The organism is Streptomyces sp. NPDC049040, assembly GCF_043197715.1.
Classification (GTDB): domain Bacteria; phylum Actinomycetota; class Actinomycetes; order Streptomycetales; family Streptomycetaceae; genus Actinacidiphila.
Genome location: NZ_JBICTO010000009.1, coordinates 160967 through 182187, shown reverse-complemented (window position 1 = coordinate 182187; position 21221 = coordinate 160967). Strand labels below are relative to the sequence as shown.

The window sequence follows — 21221 nt, the reverse complement described above, 5'->3', positions numbered from 1 at the left end:
GGACCGCCACTTCCTGCCACTTGCCGAAATCCTCGTGCGGCCCGGTGGAAGCCATCCGCCTCCCCGGAATCAGCTGTCCCCGCATGCCGCAGGACTCGATCCTACGATAGACAGTGTCCAAGTCAAGAAATCACCCAGCCAAAGACCTGTTCGGACTCCGGACCCCCGCTGTTAAGCTGGCTCTCATGAGTGACCTGCTGGAACGTCTGCGCGAACGCGGCTGGCGGCTGACCGCCCAGCGGCGGGTCGTCGCCGAGGTCCTCGACGGCGATCACGTGCACCTCACCGCCGACGAGGTGCACGCACGTGCCATCGAGCGGCTGCCGGAGATCTCCCGGGCCACCGTCTACAACACGCTGGGCGAGATGGTCACCATCGGCGAGGTCATCGAAGTTGCCACCGACGGCCGTGCCAAGCGCTACGACCCCAACGCCCACCGCCCGCACCAGCACCTGGTCTGCTCCCGCTGCGGCACGGTCCGCGACGTGCACCCGCGCGGTGACATGCTCACCGCGCTGCCCGCCGACGAGCGGTTCGGCTTCACCGTCGCCACCGCCGAGGTCACCTACCGGGGGCTGTGCCCCGACTGCTCGTAGCGCAGCGCCCTCACCTCCGGGCGCCGCGGACGCGTCCGCGCGGGCTGCGCCGCCATACCCGTGCCGCCGATACGGGCCGCCGCCCTGCGGACCGCCGCCTCGGGGCGCACGCTGCCGATCCAGCAGATCTCCACCGGCACCTCGGCCGGCGCCCTGGCCGCCAGCGCCTCGAAGACCGCGCGAGCGGCCCCCGGGTCGGGATCCATCGCCAGCGGGCCCAGCAGCCCCACCAGCTCCTCCCGCGCGGCCAGCCGCCCCACCGCACCGATCGCGGCCCTGCGCACCATCGGGGCCGACGGATGCCGCGGGTCGAGCAGCCGCATCAGCGCAGGCACATCGGCCGCGTCGCCGCACTCGCCGAGCCCCGCCGCCAGACCGGCCAGCAGCCGCACCGGCGTCGCCCTGCCCGCCCGGCCCAACTGCCTGCGGTAGACCGCAGACGGCGGCTCACCCCGCCCGTACAGCTGCCAGCGGGCCTGTGCCCGCACCATCCGGGCCCGGTCCGCCAGCGGCGCCACCAGCCGCGTCGCCGGCACATCCGCGGGCAGCGCCGCCACCGCCAGCTCCCTGACCGCCGCATCGCCGGCCAGCAGCAGCCGGCCCGCCTGATCCGGCTCCAGGTCGAGCAGCCGCTGGGCGCACAGCGTGCGGCACACCTGGTCCCGGTCGCGCAGCGCCGTACGCAGCAGATCGCCGCGGGCGTACTCGCCCAGCTCCAGCGCGAGGGCCACACCGAAACGGCGTGCCGCACGGTCGGCGTCCGCCACCAGTACCCGCACCGCCCTGCGATGCGGCGGGCGGCGCAGCAGCGCCCGGTACTCCACGAGCAGACCGCCGCTGCGGCTGCGGCCCGCCAGCCGCAGCAGCACCCGTACGGCGGCCGCCACCTCCTCCGGCGCGCTGCGCACCAGCAGGGCCGCCACCGCCCTGCTCCTGACCGCGTCCACCCAGTCCGCGGTGCGCAGCGCGAGGCCGGCCACCGCCGCGGGGCCGCCGCACCCCGCCAGACCCTCGACCGCGGCCTCCCGCACACGGCCGTCAGGCGCGAACGAACGCAGCAGCAGGCCGAGCACGTCGTCGGCGCCGCCGCCCGTCGGGGCACCTCCCCCGCGGGCAGCCCGGTCCAGGAGCGGCAGCAGCCGGGGGGGCGCCGCCGTCAGCGCCGCCAGCGCGGCCGCCCGCTCCTGCGGGGCGCCCTCGGCGGGCAGCGCGAGCAGGCGGCCGAGCAGCGCCTCGACGTCCGCCGGGCGGCCGCGGCCGGCAGCCCCGCACCACTCCGCCCAGCGCCCGCCGGCCTCCGCACCACCGGGCCGCGGGTCCCGCACCCGCCGTCTGCGCAACAATCCCGCCTCCTGAGGGCCCGTCACCTCGTCCTCCCCCCAGCATCCCCCGCGGCCGCCCCGGCCCCACCGGATCCGGCCGGACTTTGCCCGAACGAGAAGAAGGCCCGGAAGCTTGCGCCTCCGGGCCTTCCCTTTTCGTAGCGGGGACAGGATTTGAACCTGCGACCTCTGGGTTATGAGCCCAGCGAGCTACCGAGCTGCTCCACCCCGCGTCGTTGTGCCCTCACCATAGCCCAGCGCATTTGATCAGCGCAAATCCCTTCCAGTCCGGTGCGACCAACCCCCACCCACCGTCGTGTGCCGACGGACCGCACCACCCCAGGGGCGCGAGGAACTGCGCGACAAGCCCCCCACCGGGGCACGGGTCGTCACCGACCCGATGGGGCTGATCGGTCCGATCCGGACCACCGGCCGGTGGCCGGTTGCCCGCGCCGTTCCCCGCGCCCCTAGGTGGTTGCCCTCTCCCGCAAGGGGCACGTGGGGCGCCTGGGGGCACCCCCAGGCGAAGCCCTGGGCAAGAGCGCGACAAGCCCTCCACAGCCGTCGCGTGGCGACGAACCGCACCACCCCAGGGGCGCGGGGAACTGCGCGACACGCCCCCCACCGGGGCGCGGGTCGTCACCGTCCCAAAGGGGCTGTTGCTGTCGCACACGGACCACCGCCCGGTGGCCGGTTGCCCGCGCCGTTCCCCGCGCCCCTGGTGGGCACCCCCTTGCCGAAGGGGAGCCGCAGCACCCCCGTGCCCGAGGGAAGGCTCGCCCCGCCGCAGGGGGCGCCGCAGCAGCACCGTGGCCGGGGAAGGCTCGGCCCCTTGCCGAAGGGGAGCCGCAGCGCCCCCGCGGCCGGGGGTGGGGTGGGGCGGCTAGGCGGAGAGTTCCTGGTTGACGGCCGCCGTCAGGCGGGCGGCACGTTCGGCGACTTCCGCCGGGCCGGAGGCCACGGCTTTGGCGCACCAGGCGCGCGCCTCGGTGAGCCGCCCGTGGCGGGCGGACAGCAGCGCCATCCGCAGCGCCGCGCGCCCGTGGCCCGCCTCGGCGGCGCGGGTCCACCACAGCGCCGCCTCCGGCTCGCTGCCCTCGCGGGCCAGCAGCAGCCCGAGGTTGAAGGCGCCGTTGCGCGACCCCGCCTCCGCGGCGAGCCGGTACCAGTGCGCGGCCTGCTCGACGTCACCGCGCTGTGCGGCGGTCATGCCGAGCCGTACCTGCGCACGCCGGTGCCCCTGGCGGGCCGCCCGCTCGTACCACTCCTCGGCCTCGTCGCCCATCGGTTCGGAACCGCCCGGTCCCGCGTCCCGCTCCCGCTCCCGGTCGCGCCGGTCGAGCAGCGCGCCGAGCCGGAAGGCGGCCTCGGGGCTGCCGCCGCCCGCGGCGCACCGCAGGTGGCGTTCGGCGCCGTGGTGGTCGCCGTCGCGCTGGAGCGCTATGGCGACCTGGAGTGCGGCCCCCGCGTGCCCTGCGGCGGCGGCCCGCTCGTACCAGCCGCGTGCGGCTTCGGCCTCGTCCCGTCCCGCGTGCAGGATGCCGAGGTTGAAGGCGGCGTCGATGCTGCCCGCCTCTGCGGCCTTGGAGAACCACGGTTCCGCCCCGTCCGCGTCGCCGTGCTGGAGCAGCAGGACGGCGAGGGCGTTGGCGGCCTCGCGGTGCCCGGCGTACGCGGCTTTGCGATACCACTGCTCGGCCTGCGAGGAGCGGCCCTGGCCGGCGCAGAGCAGGCCGAGGTTGTACGCCCCGTTCACGTCGCCCGCTTCGAGGGCGGCGCGATACCAGCGCTCGGCGGTCTGCGTCTCGCCCTCCTGCGCGTGCAGCGCGCCCAGCGCGTTCGCGGCGTTGCCGTCGCCCGCCTGGGCGGCACGCCGCCACCAGGTCGCGGCCTGGTCCAGGTCGCCGGCGTCACGCAGCAGGAAGGCCAGCGCGCAGGCGGCCTTGGCCTCGCCGTCGCGGGCGGCGGTCAGATACCAGTGCCCGGCCTCCTTGGTCTCGCCGCGCTCCTCCAGGAGGGTGCCGAGCCGCAGTGCGGCCCGCCGGTGGCGGCGCGCGGCGGCCTGCCGATACCACTGCTCGGCCTCGTGGGTGTCGCCGCGCCGCGCGCAGTAGCGGGCGAGCCGGTAGGCGGCCTCTCGGTGGCCGTGTTCCGCGGCAGCGTGGAACCACCGCTCGGCGCCGGCGTCCCGCCGGTGGTCGAGCAGGTCGGCGAGCGCGTAGGCGCCCAGCGCGTGGCCGGACTCGGCGGCCTGCCGCAGCCAGTACTCGGCGCCGGGCTCGTCGCCGCGCTCGCGGTAGTGCCGGCCGAGGGCGTGGGCGGCCGGCGCGGAGCCGGCGACCGCGGCGATCCGCCACCAGCCGGCGGCCTCGTCGGCGTAGCCGCGCTGGTGCAGCAGCAGGCCCAGGTTGTTGGCGGCGGCGCGGTCGCCGTGCTGCACTGCCTCGCGCAGGTACGGCTCGGCGCCGTCGAGGTCGCCGCGGCGCAGCAGCAGGGTGCCGAGCGCACTCATCGCGAAGGGGTCGCCGTGCTCGGCGGCGCGCCGGTGGCGTGCCTCGATCTCGGCTTCCTCGCGCAGCACCAGGCTGTCCTCGTCGGGCATGTCCGCCAGTTCGGCGGGCGCAGGGGTGGTCCGGGGTACCGTCGCGACGGCGGTGTCACCCGCACGGGGGGCGGGCAGCAGCACGGCCGCGTCCGCGGTGACCGGTGCGGGCAGCGCCTGTTCGCCCGCCGCACCATGACCGTCATGGTTGTGACGAGCGTTCAGCAGCCTCGCACCATCCCCCATAAGCCCCATCGTCGCACCACCCGCTACCGGCGTACACCCGGTATACCGCAACCCAGTTGGTCTCTACAGCGTTTTGTCGACTTCCCGATATGACGGCACGCCAAACGTTGACGGACCCATATTCACCCGTACAAGCGAAGAGGCCCGAAGTCACTTGACTTCGGGCCTACTTCATGCAGTAGCGGGGACAGGATTTGAACCTGCGACCTCTGGGTTATGAGCCCAGCGAGCTACCGAGCTGCTCCACCCCGCGCCGTTGTGTCCCAACCGTACCACGACGCGGGGTGTCACCCGTTCAGCCCTTCTTCGCGGGGGTCTGCGAAGCCCCGGGCGTGCCGCTCCCGCGGGCCGCCGGCGCCGCCGCCTGGGCCCGCTTGAGCGCGTTCCCCAGCCGCCGCTGGGCGTCGCCGTAGGCGTCCCAGTCGCTCTTCTTCATCGCGACCTGCCCGTCGTCGTAGGCCTTCTGCGCGTCGGCCAGGGCCTGCTGGAGTCCGGGGTCGCCCGAGGCGGACGGGGTCCCCGCGGGCGGCGCCTTGCGGCTGCCCGAGGCGGACGGGGCGGCGGTCGGCTGCCCGGCGGCGGGCGTACTGCCGCCGGAGGCGCCGAAGAGGTGGTCGAGCGCGAGCGACAGCGTCGGCTGGTAGGTGATGTCGTCGCCGTATATCGCCGCCACGCCGGTCAGCATGGGGTAGTCGACGCCGGTGCGGCGGACGTAGACCGGCTCGACGTACAGCAGGCCGCCGTCCAGCGGCACGGTCAGCAGATTCCCGTACTCGACCGTGGCGTCCGGGCCCGCGCGTTTCAGGTCGTTGATCCTGGGTGCCGACCCGCCGCCTGCGGTGATCCTCGCCTGCGCCGACGCCGGCCCGTCGACCGCGGGGGTCGCGGGCAGTTGCAGCAGCCTGATGGTGCCGTAGTCGTCTCCGGACGCGTCGGCGTCGACCGCCATGAAGGCGCTCAGCCCCTTCTGCCCGCCGGCGGTGAAGGTCGAGGTCAGCGAGAAGTCCTTCGCGGTCCTGCCTGGCATCCGCAGGCTCATGTAGTAGGGCGGGACCGCCTTGCCGGCCTTGGCCGCCGGGTCGTCGGGCACCGTCCACGCCTGCTTCCCGCCGGAGAAGTCCGCCGCCTTGGTGACGTGATACGTCGCCAGCATCCCCCGCTGCACCTTGAACAGGTCCTCCGGATAGCGCAGGTGCGCCAGGAGGTCGGCCGGGATGTCCGCCTTGGGCCTGACCGTGTGCGGGAAGGCCTTCATCCAGGTCTTGAGCACCGGGTCCTGGGTGTCCCACTGGTAGAGCGTCACCGTGCCGTCGTAGGCGTCCACGGTGGCCTTGACGGAATTGCGGATGTAGTTGACCTGGTCCTGCCGGGCGACCACGGAGCGCTGGCTGTCGGTCTGCGAGTCCGCGGTGGTGTCGCCGAGGGTGGTGCGCGAGGCGTACGGGTAGTCGTTGCTCGTAGTGTAGGCGTCCACCACCCACACCACCTTCTTGCCGATCACCGTCGGATACGGGTCGCCGTCGATGGTCAGCCAGGGCGCCACCGCCGCCACCCGCTGCTTGGGCGTGCGGTTGTAGAGGATCTTGGAGTCCTTGCCGATCGCCGACGAGGAGAGGATCTTCGGCTCGCCGAAGCTGACCGCGTAGGCGGCGCGGGTCAGCGGGCTGCGCAGGCTGACGCCGTCCTTGCCGTCGTAGCTTGTGGTCTTCTCCCGGCCCTTGTCGGTGTAGTCGAACTCGGGGGTCGGGCCGCCGACGATCGAATACTGCGTGGTCTGCTCGCCGAAGTAGATCCGCTGCTGGGAGCCGTCGGCGGCGGCCGGCAGGCCCTGGGCGGTGAAGTCGGGGCCGCCGTCCTGGGTCACCTCGGTGCCCTTGGCGGCGACGACGCCGTATCCGTGGGTGTACGTGAAGTGGTCGTTGATCCAGTTGCTCTTCGGTATGCCCTTGACGTTCAGCTCGCGCAGTCCGACGACGGTGTCCTGCGGCTCGCCGGAGCCCGGGTCGCGGTCGACGTCGAGGGTCGAGGGGAACTGGTAGTAGTCGCTGCCCCGCTGGAAATGCTGGAAGGTCGGCGAGACCACGTTCGGATCGAGCATGCCGAGGCTGGCCGAGGAGCCCGCGTCGGCCCGCAGGGTGCTGCCGGCGGCCACGGCCGTCCCGGTCGCCGAGGGCCCTGCCGCGGGGGCGGCGGCCGCGGTGGCCGACGGCTTGCCCGGGTAGGCCGTCACGTCGGTCTTCGCCAGGCCGTACGCGGCCCTGGTCGCGTCGATGTTCTTCTGGATGTAGGGCGCCTCCTTGGCCGCCTCGTGCGGCAGCACATGGAATTTCTGCACGATCGCCGGGTACAGGCCGCCGATCAGGATCGCCGACAGCACCATCAGGCCGAAGCCGATGGTCGGCAGCGACCATGTGCGCCGCCACAGGCTGGTGAAGAAGAGCAGCGCGCAGATCGCCGCGATGAAGAACAGGATCGTCTTGGCGGGCAGGTAGGCGTTGGCGTCGACGTAGCGCAGCCCCGTCCAGCTGTCCGTGGTCCTGAGCCCGCTGGAGCGCACCGCGAGCGAGTAGCGGTCCAGCCAGTACGCGACTGCCTTGAGCGACACGAACAGGCCGAGCAGCACCGCCAGGTGCCCGGTGGCCGCCGAGGTCGCCCGCGCCCCGGGCGAGGTGATCTGCAGGCCGCCGTAGAGGTAGTGCACGACGGCGGCGGCGATCAGCGACAGGATCACCACCGCGAAGCCGAAGCTCAGCAGGAAGCGGTAGAAGGGCAGGTCGAAGGTGTAGAAGGAGATGTCCTTGTGGAACTGCGGGTCCTTGGTGTGGAAGGGCGTCGCGTGCGCCATCAGCAGCCACAGCCGCCACCGGGCCGCCGCCGAGCCGCCGGCGATGATCCCGACCAGCGCGCTGATCCCGAGCAGCACCCACGCCTTGTACGGCGCCAGGCCCATCCGGTAGCGGTCCAGATTCCGCTGCTCGCTGGACATGGCGCTCAGCGGCGGCCGCAGCCGGTGCGCCAGGTACATGCTGGAACCGACACTTCCGGCCATCAGCAGCCCGAAGCCGAGGAAGAGCCCGATCTTCGTCCACGCCATGGTGGAGAAGACCGACGGGTAGTGCACCGAGCGATACCAGAGCCACTCCGTCCACAGGCCGGCGAACATCGCGAACCCGATCATCAGCACGGCGAGGACGCCGAACACGATGAGCAGGGCGATCACCCTGCGGGACGGGCGGCCGTCTCTTCCGCTGGGTCCCGCCGCCCCTTCACCGCGGTCCGGCATCTGGAATACCAAGGGTGCGCACCTCGAAATGTCGCGTCTTCTGCGGTGTCCCGGGTCGGACTCCCACAGATGCAACTTCACCACGCTTTGGCCGGTTCCCGATTCCGGCGGCGAAGGGGGAGGATACCCACCATGTCCAACATTGCGACCGATGGAACACCGCTGGCGGCGAACCCGCTGACCCGTGCCGTACTGGAGATCGACGAATACGCGGCAGGTCTGGGCTGGGACCGGCCCGCGCGGCTCTTCGCCCTTGTCGACACCTCACAGCTGCGTGTCCAGGAGCCGGGGCTCGCCGACCAGCTCGGGCTGGCCGAGCAGAGCGTGGCGGGCTCGCTGACCCCGATCGAGCAGGAGGAGCTGCCGTCGGGCACCGCGCTCGACGAATTCCTGGCCACCATCGCCTGGCCCGATGTGATCGCCGGCTGCGCGCTGACCGTGGAGCGGCTGATGCTGCCGCCGTCGGCGGAGGCCGCCATCCCCGAGGACCTGGACGACGCGGCGCTGGCGTCGTGGGTGGCCGAGCACCCGGAGCGGCAGGAGGTGCGGATGACGGTCGCGGTGCTGCGCGACGGCGCAAGGGAGTCGGCGGTACGGCTGCGGGCCAAGGACACCGCGTCCGAGGTGCTGACCGGGGCGAGCCTGGTGCCGGGTCTCGCGGAGGCGCTGACGGCGACCTTCGAGGCGTAGGCGGGGCGCGTGCCGCCGCGTCCCGCGCCGGGCGCGGCAGCACGCAGGCGCCGGCGCGTGTGCCGGTGCTGCGGGTGGCTCAGCCCTTGGTGCAGCTGGGCAGTGCGGCGGTGTCGCCCGACTTGATGTCCTTGAGCGCCGCCATGGCGTCGTCCAGCGTGTTGACCTTCACCAGCGTGAGGCCGCTGGGGATGTCCTTGGCGGCCTCACCGCAGTTGTCCGCCGGGGTGAGGAAGTACTGCGCGCCCTTGTCGCGGGCGCCGATCGTCTTGAGGCTGATGCCGCCGATCGGGCCGACCTTGCCGTCGTCGTCGATCGTGCCGGTGCCCGCCACGAACTTGCCGCCCGTCATGTCGCCGGGTGTGAGCTTGTCCACGATGCCGAGCGCGAACATCATGCCGGCGCTGGGGCCGCCGACGTCGGCGAGCTTGATGTCGATGCTGAACGGGAAGAGGTGCTCGACCCCGGCCTTGATGCCGACCACCGCACGGCTCGCCCCGGTGTCGTCGGACTTCCTGGTGACGATCGTCACCTGGTGGGTCGGCAGCCCGTCGGCCGACTTGCCCTTGGCGTCGGCGGCGTTCACGACCGTGAAGACCGCCTTCTGGCCGGGCTGGTGCTTGGTGACCAGCTTGGCCACGTCGTCGGACTGGGTGACGGCGCTGCCGTCCACCGCCTTGATCACGTCACCGGCGTGCAGCAGTCCCTGCGACGCTCCGCCGCTGATCACCGCGGACACGATCACGCGGGAGGGGACCGGGATCTTCAGCTCGTCCAGGGCGGCGACCTTGGCGCTGTCCTGGGACTCGGTGAACTCCTCGGCGTTCTGCTGGTCGGACTCCTCTGCGGTCTGGCCCTTGGGGTAGAGGGTGTCGTGCTCGACGACCTTGTCGTCGTGGCGCAGCCAGCCGACGACCGACTCGATCAGGTTCATGTGGTAGTCCGCACCGGTGACGCGGACCGTCGTCATGTTCAGGTGCCCGTCCGCCGGGTAGGTCTTCCGGCCGGAGATCTGGATCACGGTGTCGGGCCCGTAGCTGCCCAGGGTGTTCACCGTGGGGCCCGGCGACATCTCCGAATACGGGGTCGGCACGAGCAGCGCGACGCTCAGCAGTGCTATCAGCGTCAGTGTCGAGGCGAGCAGCGTCGCGGTACGGCTGGGCATGCAACGACATTACGTGACCGGCCGCCGATTCGGCTCCCCGGGTGAGTCCGGACGAGTACGCCCCGGGGGCCGTCCCGCACAGGGGTCGCACAGGCCTCACACAGGCTCCGCGTCGGGCCCTTCGGTCTCGCCCTGCTCGCCCTTCTTGAGCTTCAGCGGCGGGGCGTCACCGGGCTGCATGGCCGTGCGGAACCGCTCGTAGCCCGCGAGCGACGCGCCGTCGGCGACGGAGCGGCCGCGCGCCGCCCAGCGCGCCCAGACGACGGCGACCAGGACTCCGACCAGGGGGATGAGCAACCAAGCGAGTGCTGCCACAGCGAACTCCCGACCCCACACACCAGCAAAACGGACCTATGAGCAGATTAACGACTCAGTGGATCAACGCTCTGCCGGGGCGCGGGGTTACGCAACCGGAATTCCTCCTGGCAGCCGACCCCGCGGGCCGGGGCGCCGCGGACCGTGCCACGGGAAGGCCGGGCCTCAGCAGCCCACCCACTCCTCGGTGCCGTCGTCGAAGGTCTGGTGCTTCCAGATCGGCACCTCGTTCTTGAGGTCGTCGATCAGCCGACGGCTCGCCGCGAAGGCCTCACCTCGGTGCGGACCGGAGACCGCCACGATCACCGCGAGGTCGCCCACCCGCAGGTCGCCCACCCGGTGCACGGCGGCCAGCGCGCGTACCGGGAAGTCCGCCGCGACCTTCTCCGCGACCCGGCGCAGCTCCTGCTCCGCCGAGGGGTGCGCCGAGTAGGACAGGCCGGTCACCGTGGCACCGGAGTGCCCGTCGTGGTCGCGTACCGTCCCGACGAAGAGCGTGGTGCCGCCCGCCGCGTCGTCGCCGACCGCCGCGAAGACCTCGTCGAGCGACAGAGGTGTTTCGCGTACGGCCAGCAGCCGGATCGGGTCTGAGCGGTCGGTGGGTGCCATGCGCAACATGCTGCCTCATCTGCCCGCGATACGGAAAGAGCCTTCCATTACAGCCCGGTCATGGTGGCGCCGGTCAGATGCCGCGCCGCTTGCGGGCCCTTCTGACCAGGGCCGCGGTGCCGACCAGGGCGACCGTGGCACCCGCCGCGCCGAGCGTGGTGGCGTCCTTGCGGCCCAGCCGCCGCCCGGCCACCGAATTGCGGCCCGCGACCTCTTCGAGCAGCTCGGCGAGCACCTCCTCGTTGGTCCACTTCGGCCGCCAGCCCGCCTCGTGCAGCCGGCTGCCGCTGACCACCCAGGGGTGCATCGTGTAGGCGAGGTCGCCGGCGGGAGACGGGGTCAGACCCAGCCGGTGCAGCCGGGACGCGGCGCCGAAGGCGATGGCGGGCGGCAGCTCCATGCGCCGGATGCCGCTCAGCTCCTCGACCTCCTCCTGCTCCAGCCAGCCGTCGCAGCCGACCGCCATCTCGCCGTCGACCTTCTCCAGCACGGCGTACTCCAGCGCCGCGACCAGGTCCTCGACATGGCAGAACTGCCAGCAGGGCCGGCTGCCCGCCACCACCAGCAGCCGTGGCGACTCGAAATAGCGGGTCAGCGCGGTGTCGGTGCCGCCGACCAGCACGGCCGGCCGCAGTATCGTCACGTTGAGCCCGGGGTGGGCCCGCGGCGCCCGACGGCCGAGCCGCTCGATCTCCAGCAGGTCGTCGACGAAGCTGGCCTCCGAGGTGGCGCGCAGCGGGGCGTCCTCCGCCAGCGGCACATCGTTGTCGGCCTGGGCGCCGTAGACCATCGCCGAGGTGCACAGCACCACCCGGTGCACCCCGGCCGCGGCGGCGGCCGTCAGCACGGTCTGGGTGCCGCGCACGTTGAAGGCGGACCGCGCCTTGGCGTCGGACTCCAGGTCGAGGTCCATCGCCAGGTGCACGACGACGTCCGCGCCGCGCAGCTTCTCGGCGATCGCGGGATCGCGGACGTCGAGCACCCGCCAGGTCGCCCCGGGGACGTCCCCGCGCCGCTCGTCGATCGCCACGACCTTCCTGACCTGGTCGGACTCGACCAGGCGGCAGGCCAGCGCGAGGCCGACGCCTGAGGCGGCACCGGTGATCGCGACCACCGGTCCCGCGGCGCCCCTCGCGGCGCTCCGCTCTGGGCGAACGTGTGCTTCTGGGGAACTCACCGGGTGTCTCCCACGGTTGTCTCAGTTGCGTACTCAGCTGTACCTGCTACGACGTACGCAGCCATCCTGCCGGACAGGTGTCTAGGCTTGGAGGTACAGCCCATCACACCAGGCCGACCACGACAGCCCACCACGACACAGATCCGAGGAATCCCGTGAGCGACACTCCATTCGGATTCGGCGTCCCTCCCGAGGAGCCGGAAGACGGCGACGAAGGCAAGCAGCGCAAGGGCGACAGCGGGGGCGGGCAGCCGGGGAATCCCTTCGGTTTCGGCGGCGGGAATCCGTTCGGCCCTGGCGGCGGCAATCCCTTCGGCCCAGGCGGCGGCGACAATCCCTTCGCGGCGATGTTCGGCTCCCTCAATCCCAACGACCTCGGCGCGGCCTTCCAGCAGCTCGGCCAGATGCTCTCCTACGAGGGCGGGCCGGTGAACTGGGACATGGCCAAGGACATCGCCCGGCAGACGGTCGCGCAGGGCACCGCCGACGGCGTCAAGGACGCCACGGTGGGCCGCGCAGACCGCGCCTGGATCGAGGAGGCGGTCCGCCTCGCCGACCTGTGGCTGGACGGCGTCACCTCGCTGCCCTCCGGATCCGGCTCTGCGGTGGCGTGGAGCCGTGCGGAGTGGGTCGAGGCGACCCTGCCGGTGTGGAAGGAGCTCGTCGACCCGCTCGCCGAGCGGGTGGCGGGCGCCATGGGCGACGTGCTGCCCGAGGAGATGCAGGCCATGACCGGCCCGCTGCTCGGCATGATGCGCTCGATGGGCGGGGCGATGTTCGGCTCCCAGATCGGGCAGGCGCTGGGCACCCTGGCCGGTGAGGTGGTCGGTTCCACCGACGTCGGCCTGCCGCTCGGCCCCTCGGGCAAGGCCGCGCTGCTGCCGGCCAACATCGAGGCGTTCGGCGCCGGCCTCGGCGTGCCGCAGGAGGAGGTGCGGCTCTACCTCGCCCTGCGCGAGGCCGCCCACCAGCGGCTCTTCGCCCACGTGCCCTGGCTGCGGGCGCATCTGTTCGGTGCGGTCGAGGGCTACGCGCGCGGCATCAAGGTGGACACCGCCAGGCTCGAGGAGGCGGTGGGCCAGCTCGACCCGACGCAGCCGGAGCAGCTGCAGGAAGCCCTCCAGCAGGGCATGCTCCAGCCGGAGGACACCCCCGAGCAGAAGGCGGCACTGGCCCGGCTGGAGACGGCGCTCGCGCTGGTCGAGGGCTGGGTGGACGCGGTCGTGCACGCCGCCGCGGCCCCGCATCTGCCGTCCGCGGGCGCGCTGCGCGAGACGCTGCGCCGCCGCCGGGCCAGCGGCGGCCCGGCCGAGCAGACCTTCGCCACCCTGATCGGCCTCGAACTGCGGCCCAGGCGGCTGCGGGACGCGGCCCGGCTGTGGGCGTCGCTGACCGACGCGCACGGGGTCGACGGGCGCGACGGCCTGTGGGCGCACCCCGACATGCTGCCGACCGCCGACGACCTCGACGACCCGGACGGCTTCGTCCACCGCGACTCGACGGACTTCGACTTCTCCGAGCTGGACAGGATGCTCGGCGAGGCCGCGGACAAGTCGGGCTCCGCCCGCAAGGACGACGCGGACACCGGTACGGCGAAGGACGCGGACGCGGCCGAGGAGCCCGGCAAGGACACCGGCAAGGGCACCGACCCGCAGTCCGGCGACCGGCCCGCAGAGGGCGAAGGCAAGGGCGAGGACGGCGAGAGCGGCAAGTGAGCCCGCTGCACACGGACGCGGTGGGCGTCCTCGACACCTGGGACGCGCCCGACGCCGGCCAGGACGCGCTGCGCAAGGACTACCTGGCGTATCTGGCCGAGCACCCCGACGGGATGTGGAAGCCGTGCGCGACCGGGCACATCACGGCCGGCGCCCTGGTGATCGACCCGCCGCGGGAGCGCGTGCTGCTGACCCTGCACGCCAAGTTGCGGATGTGGCTCCAGATGGGCGGCCACTGCGAGCCGGAGGACACCACCCTGGCAGGCACGGCGCTGCGTGAGGGCGCCGAGGAGTCCGGCATCGAGGGGCTGCGGCTGCTGGTGCCGCGTCCCGTGCAGCTCGACCGGCACCTGACGCCCTGCGCGTGGCATCTGGACGTGCAGTACGCGGCGGTCGCTCCGCCGGGCGCCGTCGAGGCGATCAGCGACGAGTCGCTCGACCTGCGGTGGTTCGGGTACGACGAGGTCGCCGGCGTGGCGGACGGCTCGGTGAAGTCACTGCTGGCCAGGACCCGCGCGCTGCTCTGAGCGGGTCCCGGCCGGACGGTGCGGTCAGTTCGACCAGATGTTGCCGGGGTTCTGCCCGTGCGCGCCCTGCTGGCCCATTCCGTACTGGGCCCGCAGGCCGCCGCCCAGTGCCACGTTCTGCGGCGGCATCAGCTCGCTGGGCTGCACCAGGACGTAGCCCTGGCCGACGAAGTTCAGCTCCCAGCCCTCACCGGTGTTGCCCCGGCGGCGGAAGACCGAGCTGCTGCTGGTCTGCGCCTGCATCTGCACCCGCAGGCTGCTGGACCAGGCCACGACGGCGTCGGCGTCGCAGGAGACGTACTTGTCGGGCGTGACGGGCATCAGCAGCGGCTTGCCCGAGGTCATCAGGGCGACCTTGCCGCTGCCCGAGATGTTCAGGTTGTACTGGCCGGTGCCCGACAGGCCGAACTGGCTGTCGACGGCGATGACGTCCCAGTGCAGCCCGGAGTCGAGCGCCAGGACGTAGGCGCTGTCGACGGTCAGGCCGTCGTGGTCGACGTCCAGGATGTGGATCTGCTGGGCGAGGTTGGCGAGGTAGACCGTGCCCTGGCCGGAGCAGCGCATCAGGTCGAGGCCTTCGCCGGTGCGGCCGCGGGCACCGCGCTGGTGATGCGACTGGTATTCGCCGTCGAACTCGATCATGCCCTGGTAGGCGACCATCGAGCCCTTGCGGGCAAGGCAGTCGGGACCGGTGCTGCCGTCCAGGCGGACCCGCAGCAGATACGAGTTCTGCAGGCTGTAGTGGTCCTGGTTCTGGACCTCGGTGAACGCGAAAAGCGGACTCTGCATGGTGTTTCGCTCCCCCTCAGCCCCGGACCCGCAGGCGGTCGGTGCTGTCCTCGCTCGGCTGTACGACCACGAAGCCCTGCCCCGAGAAGGCGATCTGGAAGGCCTCCCCGCTCCCCCGCCCGATGAGCGAGGACGCCTTGAAGCTCCGCTTGGCCTTCATCTTCAGTCCCGACGACCAGGCCACCAGCGCGTCGGGGTCCACGTAGGTCTCGTCGGCACCGCTGCCGCAGTCGACCACGATCGGCGTGCCGCGGGAGGTGACGGCCACCCAGCCGCTCCCCGACACCCCGACGTTGAACAGGCCCTGCCCGGCGAACTTGGCCAGGCCCTTGACCCGCTCCACGCCCCAGGTCAGATGGGCGTCGAAGGCGAGCAGGTTGGTGCCGTTGACCGACACCGACTCGTTGTTGAGATTCAGGCACACCACGTCGGCGCCGTAGTCCGCGAGGTAGAGCAGGCCGTCGCCGCTGCACTTCATGATGGGAGTGCTCTCACCGGTCAGCCAGGCCGAGGCCATCTGCCGTACGGCGGGCGGATTCGGCTCGTACTGCACGAAGCCCTCGTAGGCGACCATGGAGCCGGTGCGGGCGAAGAGGTCCTGGCCGGTCGCCATGGCGACCTTGAGCATCGAGGAGCCGTGGTTCTCCATCCGGGCGGCCACCGGCGTCGGTGCGTAGCCCGCGATCATCTGCTGGTCCATGGCGGGTCACACCTCGTAGGGCTGGACGACGATGAAATTGCCGGGAGCGCCGCGGAACTGGAGGTTCACGGTCTCACCGCTGTGGCCCGGGTAGGCGGTCCTGCGCAGCCGCACCTGGCTGGAGACGATCACCTGGGCTGCGGACGACCACGCCACGATCGCATTGCTGTCCGCATACGTGGTCGGGGTGACGGGCAGCACGACCGGGGTGCCGTGGGTCTTCACGATCACCGTGCCGGTGCCCTGGAACTGCATGGTGAACAGCGCGCCGCCGGGAATGCCGTGGCCCTCGATCCTGCGCACCTCGTGCTGGAGTCCCTCGTCGAAGGCGAGGACGTTCTCAGCGGAGACGCAGATGGCGTCGCCCTGCAATTCGATCGGGTGCAGATACGCGGCGTTCTCGGCGAAGAAGACCTGGCCGGAGCCGGTGCAGCGCATCAGCTGCATCTCCTGGCCGGTCATGTTGCCGACGATCCGGCCGGTGAATCCCGCGCCCTTGTAACCGAAGTCGACCTTGCCCTGGTAGAGCACCATGCTGCCCTGGCGGGCGAGCACCGGCTGGCCGCCGGCCTGGCCGAGGTCGGCGCGCATCATCTTGGGGTTCTGCTGCGCCCAGCGCTGGCCGGTGGGCAGCTCGCGGTACTTCTGCATGGCCACCGCCATACCCGCGGCCTGCGTGGGCACCGGCGGCTGCCCGTACCCGGGCTGGCCGCCGAAGGCGGGCTGCTGCCCGTACCCGGGAGGCGGCTGCTGGCCGAAGGGCGGCTGGGCGTATCCCGGCGGGCCGGGCGGTCCCGGCGGGGTGGGCTGGCCGGGGATCTGGCCGGGGGTCGGTCCCGGCGGCGGGACCTGCCCGAAGGGCGGCGCGGTCGGCTGGCCGGGGGCGAGCGGCGCGACCATGGTGGGCGCCTGGTGCACCGAGGGGCCGCCGGGGGTGCCGAAGGCGGGCGGCGCGGGCGCGGGAGCCGGCGGCGGTGTGCCGAAGGCGGGCGCCGGGGCGGGCGGCGGCGCACCGAAGGAGGGTGCGGGGGCCGGTCCGCCGGGCGGCGGGGCGAACCCGGGTGCGGGCGCGCCGCCGGCGGGCGGCGCGAAGCCGGGCGCCGCGGCCTGCTGGGGCGCGGCCGGCTCCTCCTCCGCGACCTCGCCGCCGAAGTTCTGGAGCAGTGCGGCCAGGCCGCCGTCGAAGCCCTGCCCGACCGCCGCGAAGCGCCAGACGTCCTTGAGGTAGACGTCGGCGAGCATCACGGCCCGCTCGGTGCTGAACTCGGCACCGGTGAAGGAGTACCGGGCGACCTCCTCGCCGCCCGCGACGATCCGCAGGTAGCCGGGGCCGACCTGGGACATCTGCCCGCCGCCGTCGATGGTCGCGGTGAAGGACAGCCGCTGGACGGCCGCCGGGATGCGGTCGAGGGTGACGCGGAAGGACTCGGTGTCGCCGGACTGAGCGCCGAGCAGCTGGATGGACTCCTCCGGCGACTTCGGCTGGTTGAAGAAGACGAAGTAGCGGTCGTCCGACAGCTCGTCCTTGGCGTCGAGACCGAAGCAGCTGATGTCGAACGTCAGGCCGGGGCCCGCGATCGACACGCCGACATAGAGATCCGTCCCCGCGGTCAGATCGCTGATCTTGGCCTTGTGGCCACGCTGGAATTCCCTGGCCATGGATCGACCGGCCCCCATCCCGTCCTCGCTGCTGGTGCGTTGCGACAGGCTAACCGGTCGCGCGGACAGCGGCTATTCCCCCACGGTCTCGCGGTCCTCGCGGCTGTCCCTGCTGTCACCGAGGCCACGGCCCTCGCGGCCGTCCCGTCCGCCGGGCGGGTGCGGCAGCCGGTCGGCGGCCACGACGCCCTCCAGGAAGCCGCGGGCCCGCTCGGTCCGCGGGTAGCTCTCCAGCAGCTTCCAGAAGGCCGGCCCGTGGCCCGGCACCAGCAGATGCGCCAGCTCGTGCAGCAGCACGTAGTCGATGACGTACTCGGGCATGCCCTGCAGCCGGTGGGACAGCCGGATGCTGCCCTCGGACGGGGTGCACGAGCCCCAGCGGGAGTTCTGGTTGGTCACCCAGCGCACGGTGTCGGGGGTCGCCCGGCCGGTCAGATACTGCTCGGAGAGGCATTCCGCGCGGGCTGCGAGCTCGGCGTCGCCCGGCATCCTGCGGCTCTCCTGGGCGGCGAGCTTCTCCAGCATCACGGCCACCCAGCGCTGCTCCTCCGCGGCCGACATCCGGGCCGGGATGAGGACGACCGTGCGGTCTCCGTCGCGGTACGCAGACACCGTCTGCCGCCGCCGGGCGCTGCGGCGTACTTCCACCGTGCTCGTCCGGTGGCCGCGAGCGGGCTGACTGGCGAGATTTCGCGCTGGATCGGCGGACACGCTCTCGACCGTACCCGCTGGGCGTGCGGGACGTCCTGTCCCCAGGCCGGTTGGCATCGGAATCACCTCGCTTCTCACTCATATTGAACGACTTTTCCCCACAGCCTGTGGATAACCCGGTCGGCAGAGCGACGGAATGGGGCATTCTGCAGGAGTCGCGCACGGAGGGTGACGGCGCAGGGGGACGATGCGCGGAGCCGGCCGGGATACCGTACAGAAAGGTGCAAAATATGACAGCTGACGGATGCTGACCCGGTCTTGACCGGGGGGTCGGCGGGGAGGGGCACAATGGCGAGGTGACCGACGCGAAATGAGGGGCGCATGTCTGATCTTCCGCGCAAGGCGGTGACCCGGACCGCGAAGCTGGCGGCGCTCCCCCTGGGGTTCGCCGGGAGGGCCACGCTGGGGCTCGGCAAGCGCCTGGGGGGCAGACCGGCCGACGAGGTGGCGGTCGAGCTCCAGGAACGCACGGCGGAGCAGCTCTTCAAGGTGCTGGGCGAGCTCAAGGGCGGGGCCATGAAGTTCGGCCAGGCCCTGTCGGTCTTCGAGTCCGCGCTGCCCGAGGACGTCGCGAGCCCCTACCGGGCCGCGCTGACCAAGCTCCAGGAGGCGGCGCCGCCGCTGCCGGCCCGCACCGTGCACCGGGTGCTGGCCGAGCGGCTCGGCAAGGACTGGCGCTCGCTGTTCACCGAGTTCGAGGACGTGCCGGCCGCGGCGGCGTCGATCGGGCAGGTGCACCGCGCGGTGTGGAGCGACGGGCGCAAGGTCGCGGTGAAGGTGCAGTATCCCGGCGCGGGCGCCGCCCTGCTGTCGGACCTCGCGCAGCTGGGCCGGGTGGCCAGGCTGTTCGGGCCGCTCGTTCCCGGCATGGACGTCAAGCCGCTGCTGGCCGAGCTGCGCGAGCGGGTCGCGGAGGAGCTGGACTACGAGCTGGAGGCCAGGGCCCAGCACGTCCACGCGGTGGAGTTCGCCGGGGACCCGGACATCGAGGTGCCCGACGTGGTGCACCAGGCCGACCAGGTGCTGGTCACCGAGTGGATGGACGGGGTGCCGCTGTCGGAGGTGATCTCCCGGGGCAGCCAGGAGATGCGCGACCGCGCGGGGCAGCTGCTGTCGCACTTCCTCTTCGCGGGCCCGGCCCGCACCGGCCTGCTGCACGCCGACCCGCACCCGGGCAACTTCCGGCTGCTGACCGACGAAGGACCGGCGTCGGGCTGGCGGCTCGGGGTGCTGGACTTCGGCACGGTCGACCGGCTGCCCGAGGGCCTGCCGCTGCCGATCGGCACCGCCCTGCGGCTGGCACTGGCCGGCGAGGCGGAGGAGGTGCACGCGATGCTGCGGGCGGAGGGCTTCGTCAAGCCGACGATCAAGCTGGACTCGGACGCGGTGCTGGACTACCTCAAGCCGATCATCGAGCCGGCCGGCCGGGAGGAGTTCCCCTTCGACCGGGCGTGGATGCGGGCCCAGGCGGCCAGGATCGCCGATCCGCGGTCACCGGCCCACCAGCTGGGCAGGCAGCTGAATCTGCCGCCGTCGTATCTGCTGATCCACCGCGTGACACTGAGCACCGTCGGCGTGCTGTGCCAGCTGGGCGCGACCGTGCGGCTGCGGGCGGAGCTGCAGGAGTGGCTGCCGGGCTTCCACCCGGAGGGGACCGCGGAGTCCGCCTGAGGTCAGGCGCTCCGCGGCGCTACCACCAGGCGGAGTCCAGCCGGCTCTCGATGCTGCGCAGATGCCGCCGGGCGCAGTCGACGCAGAAGTAGACACGGCGGCCGTTCTCGACGGAGCAGGTCCACGTCAGCGGGAGACCGGCCTGGGTCGTCCCGCAGCGGGCGCATGTGGTCGTGGTCTGAGCGTTCTTCTGATCCACTGGGTGACGATACCTCCACACCTGCCGTATTTGTCGGCATAACGCACCGCGGGGCCGGTCCTTTTGGACCGGCCCCGCGGTGGCGTGAGGTGTATCAGCTGGTGCTCAGCGCTGTCGTGGCCTGATGGCTACTGCATCACGGCCAGGGCGAGTGCCCGCCGGGCCCGCAGCGAGGCGCGCTCGGCGCGCCGCTGGAGCCGCCGGGCGGCGAGCAGCCGGGATGCCCTGCGTTCGTGCTCGGCCTCGTAGAGCCGCTGTTGCATATGGGCACGAGCCAGAGCTTCTGGCATGAGTTGCATTTCGAGAGTCCTGTTCTGGTGCGACGCCATCGCGTCGGAAGTACGTGCGGTCTGTTCGATGCGGGTGGGTGTCATCGGGGCCTGATTCATCGGGTCGTGGTGGAGGGGACGATCGATCGTTCCCGGAGTCCTGAGCTTCCTGGCGTTCATACAGCGACCGCGTCCTTGCGCGGACGGCCACGCGGCCGCTTGCGGGGTACGACGACGCCCTGGATGAACAGCTCGCCGCCCCAGACACCCCAGGGCTCGCGGCGGTCCTTGGCGCCGGCGAGGCAGGCCTCACGGACAGGACAGGTCTGACAGAGGGACTTCGCGTACTCGACGTCGGCAGGCGTCTCGGCGAAGAAGACCTCGGGGTCGTAGGTGCGGCACGGGACGGGAACGCCGAGGCGCTCGATCTCGTCGTCAAGCTCGGTGAGGGGCAGCAAGGTGGTCTCCGGGGGCTGTGCGGGAGGGCGGCTCAGGTCTGGCGTGGGTCCGGACGGTTCGTGCTGGGCGGTGTGCACGGTGGGTTCGTTCCTCGTCTGTCGGTCCGGCCGGTCGGCCGGTTTCGTCGGTGTCTCCGCAGAGACGCTGTCTTCTGGGGAAAACAGAAGGGCCGCGGATCCCGGTCTGGGATTCCGCGGCCCTGAGGTGCCGACCTGATGCGCTATCAGGCTGGATCACTCCAGGGTTCGAGCCCGCGGAAGGCCCACTTGCCGTACTGCTGCGTCTTCTGCCGTCCGTTTGCATAGCCATTGGCGCCTTCCGCGCCCTTGGCGGTGCCGGTGCCGGTGCCGGCGCCGTTGGCCGCCGCCGCGGAGGTAAAGGCATGCGCCTTCACCTTCGCCGCCGCCGCTACCGCGGGCGCCTCGGTCGGTCGCTCACTGCGCACACGGATCGGCAGAACCGGGAGCAGGGAGGACATGAGACCGGTGGCGGGCAGCGAGATACCGAGCGGGCAGGCGGCGACCACCGAACGATCGGTCAGTTTCGTGGAAAGCAGCTGGCTGGTCACTGGGCTCGC

Annotated in this window: 20 protein-coding genes and 2 tRNA genes; 5 read left to right on the top strand and 17 right to left on the bottom strand. The window is 72.3% G+C overall.

The window, feature by feature from the left end; genetic code table 11:
• Nucleotides 1-185 precede the first annotated feature (185 nt).
• The gene (locus tag ACGFMP_RS23345; protein ID WP_393674876.1) at nucleotides 186-596 is read left to right on the top strand and encodes a Fur family transcriptional regulator; all 411 of its coding nucleotides are present in this window, start codon (nucleotides 186-188) and stop codon (nucleotides 594-596) included.
• On the opposite strand, the gene ACGFMP_RS23340 is transcribed toward ACGFMP_RS23345, so the two are convergent.
• From ACGFMP_RS23340 to ACGFMP_RS23320, 5 genes are all read right to left on the bottom strand, one after another.
• The gene (locus ACGFMP_RS23340) at nucleotides 566-1963 is read right to left on the bottom strand and encodes a hypothetical protein (RefSeq protein ID WP_393674875.1); all 1398 of its coding nucleotides are present in this window, start codon (nucleotides 1961-1963) and stop codon (nucleotides 566-568) included. The two genes, ACGFMP_RS23345 and ACGFMP_RS23340, sit on opposite strands and share 31 nt — an antisense overlap.
• A 114-nt stretch (nucleotides 1964-2077) precedes the next feature.
• A tRNA-Met gene (locus tag ACGFMP_RS23335) sits at nucleotides 2078-2151 on the bottom strand.
• A 650-nt stretch (nucleotides 2152-2801) separates the two neighbouring features.
• Nucleotides 2802-4520: a tetratricopeptide repeat protein gene (locus tag ACGFMP_RS23330; protein WP_393674986.1), complete on the bottom strand. Its 1719-nt coding sequence runs from the start codon at nucleotides 4518-4520 to the stop codon at nucleotides 2802-2804.
• A gap of 365 nt (nucleotides 4521-4885) precedes the next feature.
• Nucleotides 4886-4959 (bottom strand) — tRNA-Met (locus ACGFMP_RS23325).
• A gap of 42 nt (nucleotides 4960-5001) precedes the next feature.
• The gene (locus tag ACGFMP_RS23320) at nucleotides 5002-7989 is read right to left on the bottom strand and encodes a UPF0182 family protein (protein WP_393674874.1); all 2988 of its coding nucleotides are present in this window, start codon (nucleotides 7987-7989) and stop codon (nucleotides 5002-5004) included.
• A gap of 132 nt (nucleotides 7990-8121) precedes the next feature.
• Between ACGFMP_RS23320 and ACGFMP_RS23315 the strand changes: the two genes are divergently transcribed.
• The gene (locus ACGFMP_RS23315) at nucleotides 8122-8679 is read left to right on the top strand and encodes a PPA1309 family protein (RefSeq protein WP_393674873.1); all 558 of its coding nucleotides are present in this window, start codon (nucleotides 8122-8124) and stop codon (nucleotides 8677-8679) included.
• A gap of 79 nt (nucleotides 8680-8758) precedes the next feature.
• On the opposite strand, the gene ACGFMP_RS23310 is transcribed toward ACGFMP_RS23315, so the two are convergent.
• The 4 genes from ACGFMP_RS23310 to ACGFMP_RS23295 form a co-directional block, all read right to left on the bottom strand.
• On the bottom strand, nucleotides 8759-9844 hold the full coding sequence (locus tag ACGFMP_RS23310; protein ID WP_393674872.1) for a PDZ domain-containing protein: 1086 nt from the start codon (nucleotides 9842-9844) through the stop codon (nucleotides 8759-8761).
• 96 nt (nucleotides 9845-9940) lie between these two features.
• On the bottom strand, nucleotides 9941-10159 hold the full coding sequence (locus tag ACGFMP_RS23305) for a hypothetical protein (protein WP_393674871.1): 219 nt from the start codon (nucleotides 10157-10159) through the stop codon (nucleotides 9941-9943).
• Nucleotides 10160-10324: 165 nt separating this feature from the next.
• Entirely contained in the window at nucleotides 10325-10777 is a 453-nt protein-coding gene (locus ACGFMP_RS23300; RefSeq protein ID WP_393674869.1) for a molybdenum cofactor biosynthesis protein MoaE, read from the bottom strand.
• Nucleotides 10778-10841: 64 nt separating this feature from the next.
• Nucleotides 10842-11945, bottom strand: coding sequence for an SDR family oxidoreductase (locus tag ACGFMP_RS23295; protein WP_393674868.1), 1104 nt, complete (start codon nucleotides 11943-11945; stop codon nucleotides 10842-10844).
• Between the two features lie 155 nt (nucleotides 11946-12100).
• On the opposite strand from ACGFMP_RS23295, the gene ACGFMP_RS23290 reads away from it, so the two are divergent.
• Both ACGFMP_RS23290 and ACGFMP_RS23285 read left to right on the top strand, forming a co-directional pair.
• Nucleotides 12101-13660 carry a zinc-dependent metalloprotease gene (locus tag ACGFMP_RS23290; RefSeq protein ID WP_393674867.1) on the top strand — a complete coding sequence of 520 codons (1560 nt, stop codon included), beginning with the start codon at nucleotides 12101-12103 and terminating at the stop codon, nucleotides 13658-13660.
• Complete coding sequence (locus ACGFMP_RS23285) at nucleotides 13657-14187, top strand: NUDIX hydrolase (protein WP_393674865.1); 531 nt, start codon at nucleotides 13657-13659, stop codon at nucleotides 14185-14187. The genes ACGFMP_RS23290 and ACGFMP_RS23285 overlap by 4 nt, the downstream gene beginning before the upstream one ends.
• A gap of 24 nt (nucleotides 14188-14211) precedes the next feature.
• Here ACGFMP_RS23285 and ACGFMP_RS23280 read toward each other — a convergent pair whose 3' ends face one another.
• The 4 genes from ACGFMP_RS23280 to ACGFMP_RS23265 form a co-directional block, all read right to left on the bottom strand.
• The gene (locus tag ACGFMP_RS23280; protein WP_393674863.1) at nucleotides 14212-14976 is read right to left on the bottom strand and encodes an AIM24 family protein; all 765 of its coding nucleotides are present in this window, start codon (nucleotides 14974-14976) and stop codon (nucleotides 14212-14214) included.
• A gap of 16 nt (nucleotides 14977-14992) precedes the next feature.
• Nucleotides 14993-15676, bottom strand: a complete 684-nt coding sequence (locus ACGFMP_RS23275; RefSeq protein ID WP_393674862.1) for an AIM24 family protein — start codon at nucleotides 15674-15676, stop codon at nucleotides 14993-14995.
• 6 nt (nucleotides 15677-15682) lie between these two features.
• Nucleotides 15683-17335, bottom strand: coding sequence for a TerD family protein (locus tag ACGFMP_RS23270; protein WP_393674985.1), 1653 nt, complete (start codon nucleotides 17333-17335; stop codon nucleotides 15683-15685).
• Nucleotides 17336-17407: 72 nt separating this feature from the next.
• Complete coding sequence (locus ACGFMP_RS23265) at nucleotides 17408-18046, bottom strand: M48 family metallopeptidase (RefSeq protein WP_393674861.1); 639 nt, start codon at nucleotides 18044-18046, stop codon at nucleotides 17408-17410.
• A gap of 321 nt (nucleotides 18047-18367) precedes the next feature.
• On the opposite strand from ACGFMP_RS23265, the gene ACGFMP_RS23260 reads away from it, so the two are divergent.
• Nucleotides 18368-19717: an ABC1 kinase family protein gene (locus tag ACGFMP_RS23260; protein WP_393674859.1), complete on the top strand. Its 1350-nt coding sequence runs from the start codon at nucleotides 18368-18370 to the stop codon at nucleotides 19715-19717.
• A 19-nt stretch (nucleotides 19718-19736) separates the two neighbouring features.
• Here the strand turns inward: ACGFMP_RS23260 and ACGFMP_RS23255 are convergent, their stop codons facing one another.
• The 4 genes from ACGFMP_RS23255 to ACGFMP_RS23240 form a co-directional block, all read right to left on the bottom strand.
• Nucleotides 19737-19916: a hypothetical protein gene (locus tag ACGFMP_RS23255; RefSeq protein WP_393674858.1), complete on the bottom strand. Its 180-nt coding sequence runs from the start codon at nucleotides 19914-19916 to the stop codon at nucleotides 19737-19739.
• A gap of 128 nt (nucleotides 19917-20044) precedes the next feature.
• Nucleotides 20045-20365 (bottom strand): hypothetical protein, encoded by a 321-nt coding sequence (locus ACGFMP_RS23250; RefSeq protein ID WP_393674856.1) that lies wholly within the window; start codon nucleotides 20363-20365, stop codon nucleotides 20045-20047.
• Complete coding sequence (locus ACGFMP_RS23245; protein ID WP_393674984.1) at nucleotides 20362-20679, bottom strand: WhiB family transcriptional regulator; 318 nt, start codon at nucleotides 20677-20679, stop codon at nucleotides 20362-20364. The genes ACGFMP_RS23250 and ACGFMP_RS23245 overlap by 4 nt, the downstream gene beginning before the upstream one ends.
• Nucleotides 20680-20867: 188 nt before the next feature.
• Nucleotides 20868-21212, bottom strand: coding sequence for a hypothetical protein (locus ACGFMP_RS23240; RefSeq protein WP_393674855.1), 345 nt, complete (start codon nucleotides 21210-21212; stop codon nucleotides 20868-20870).
• Between the last annotated feature and the right edge of the window lie 9 nt (nucleotides 21213-21221).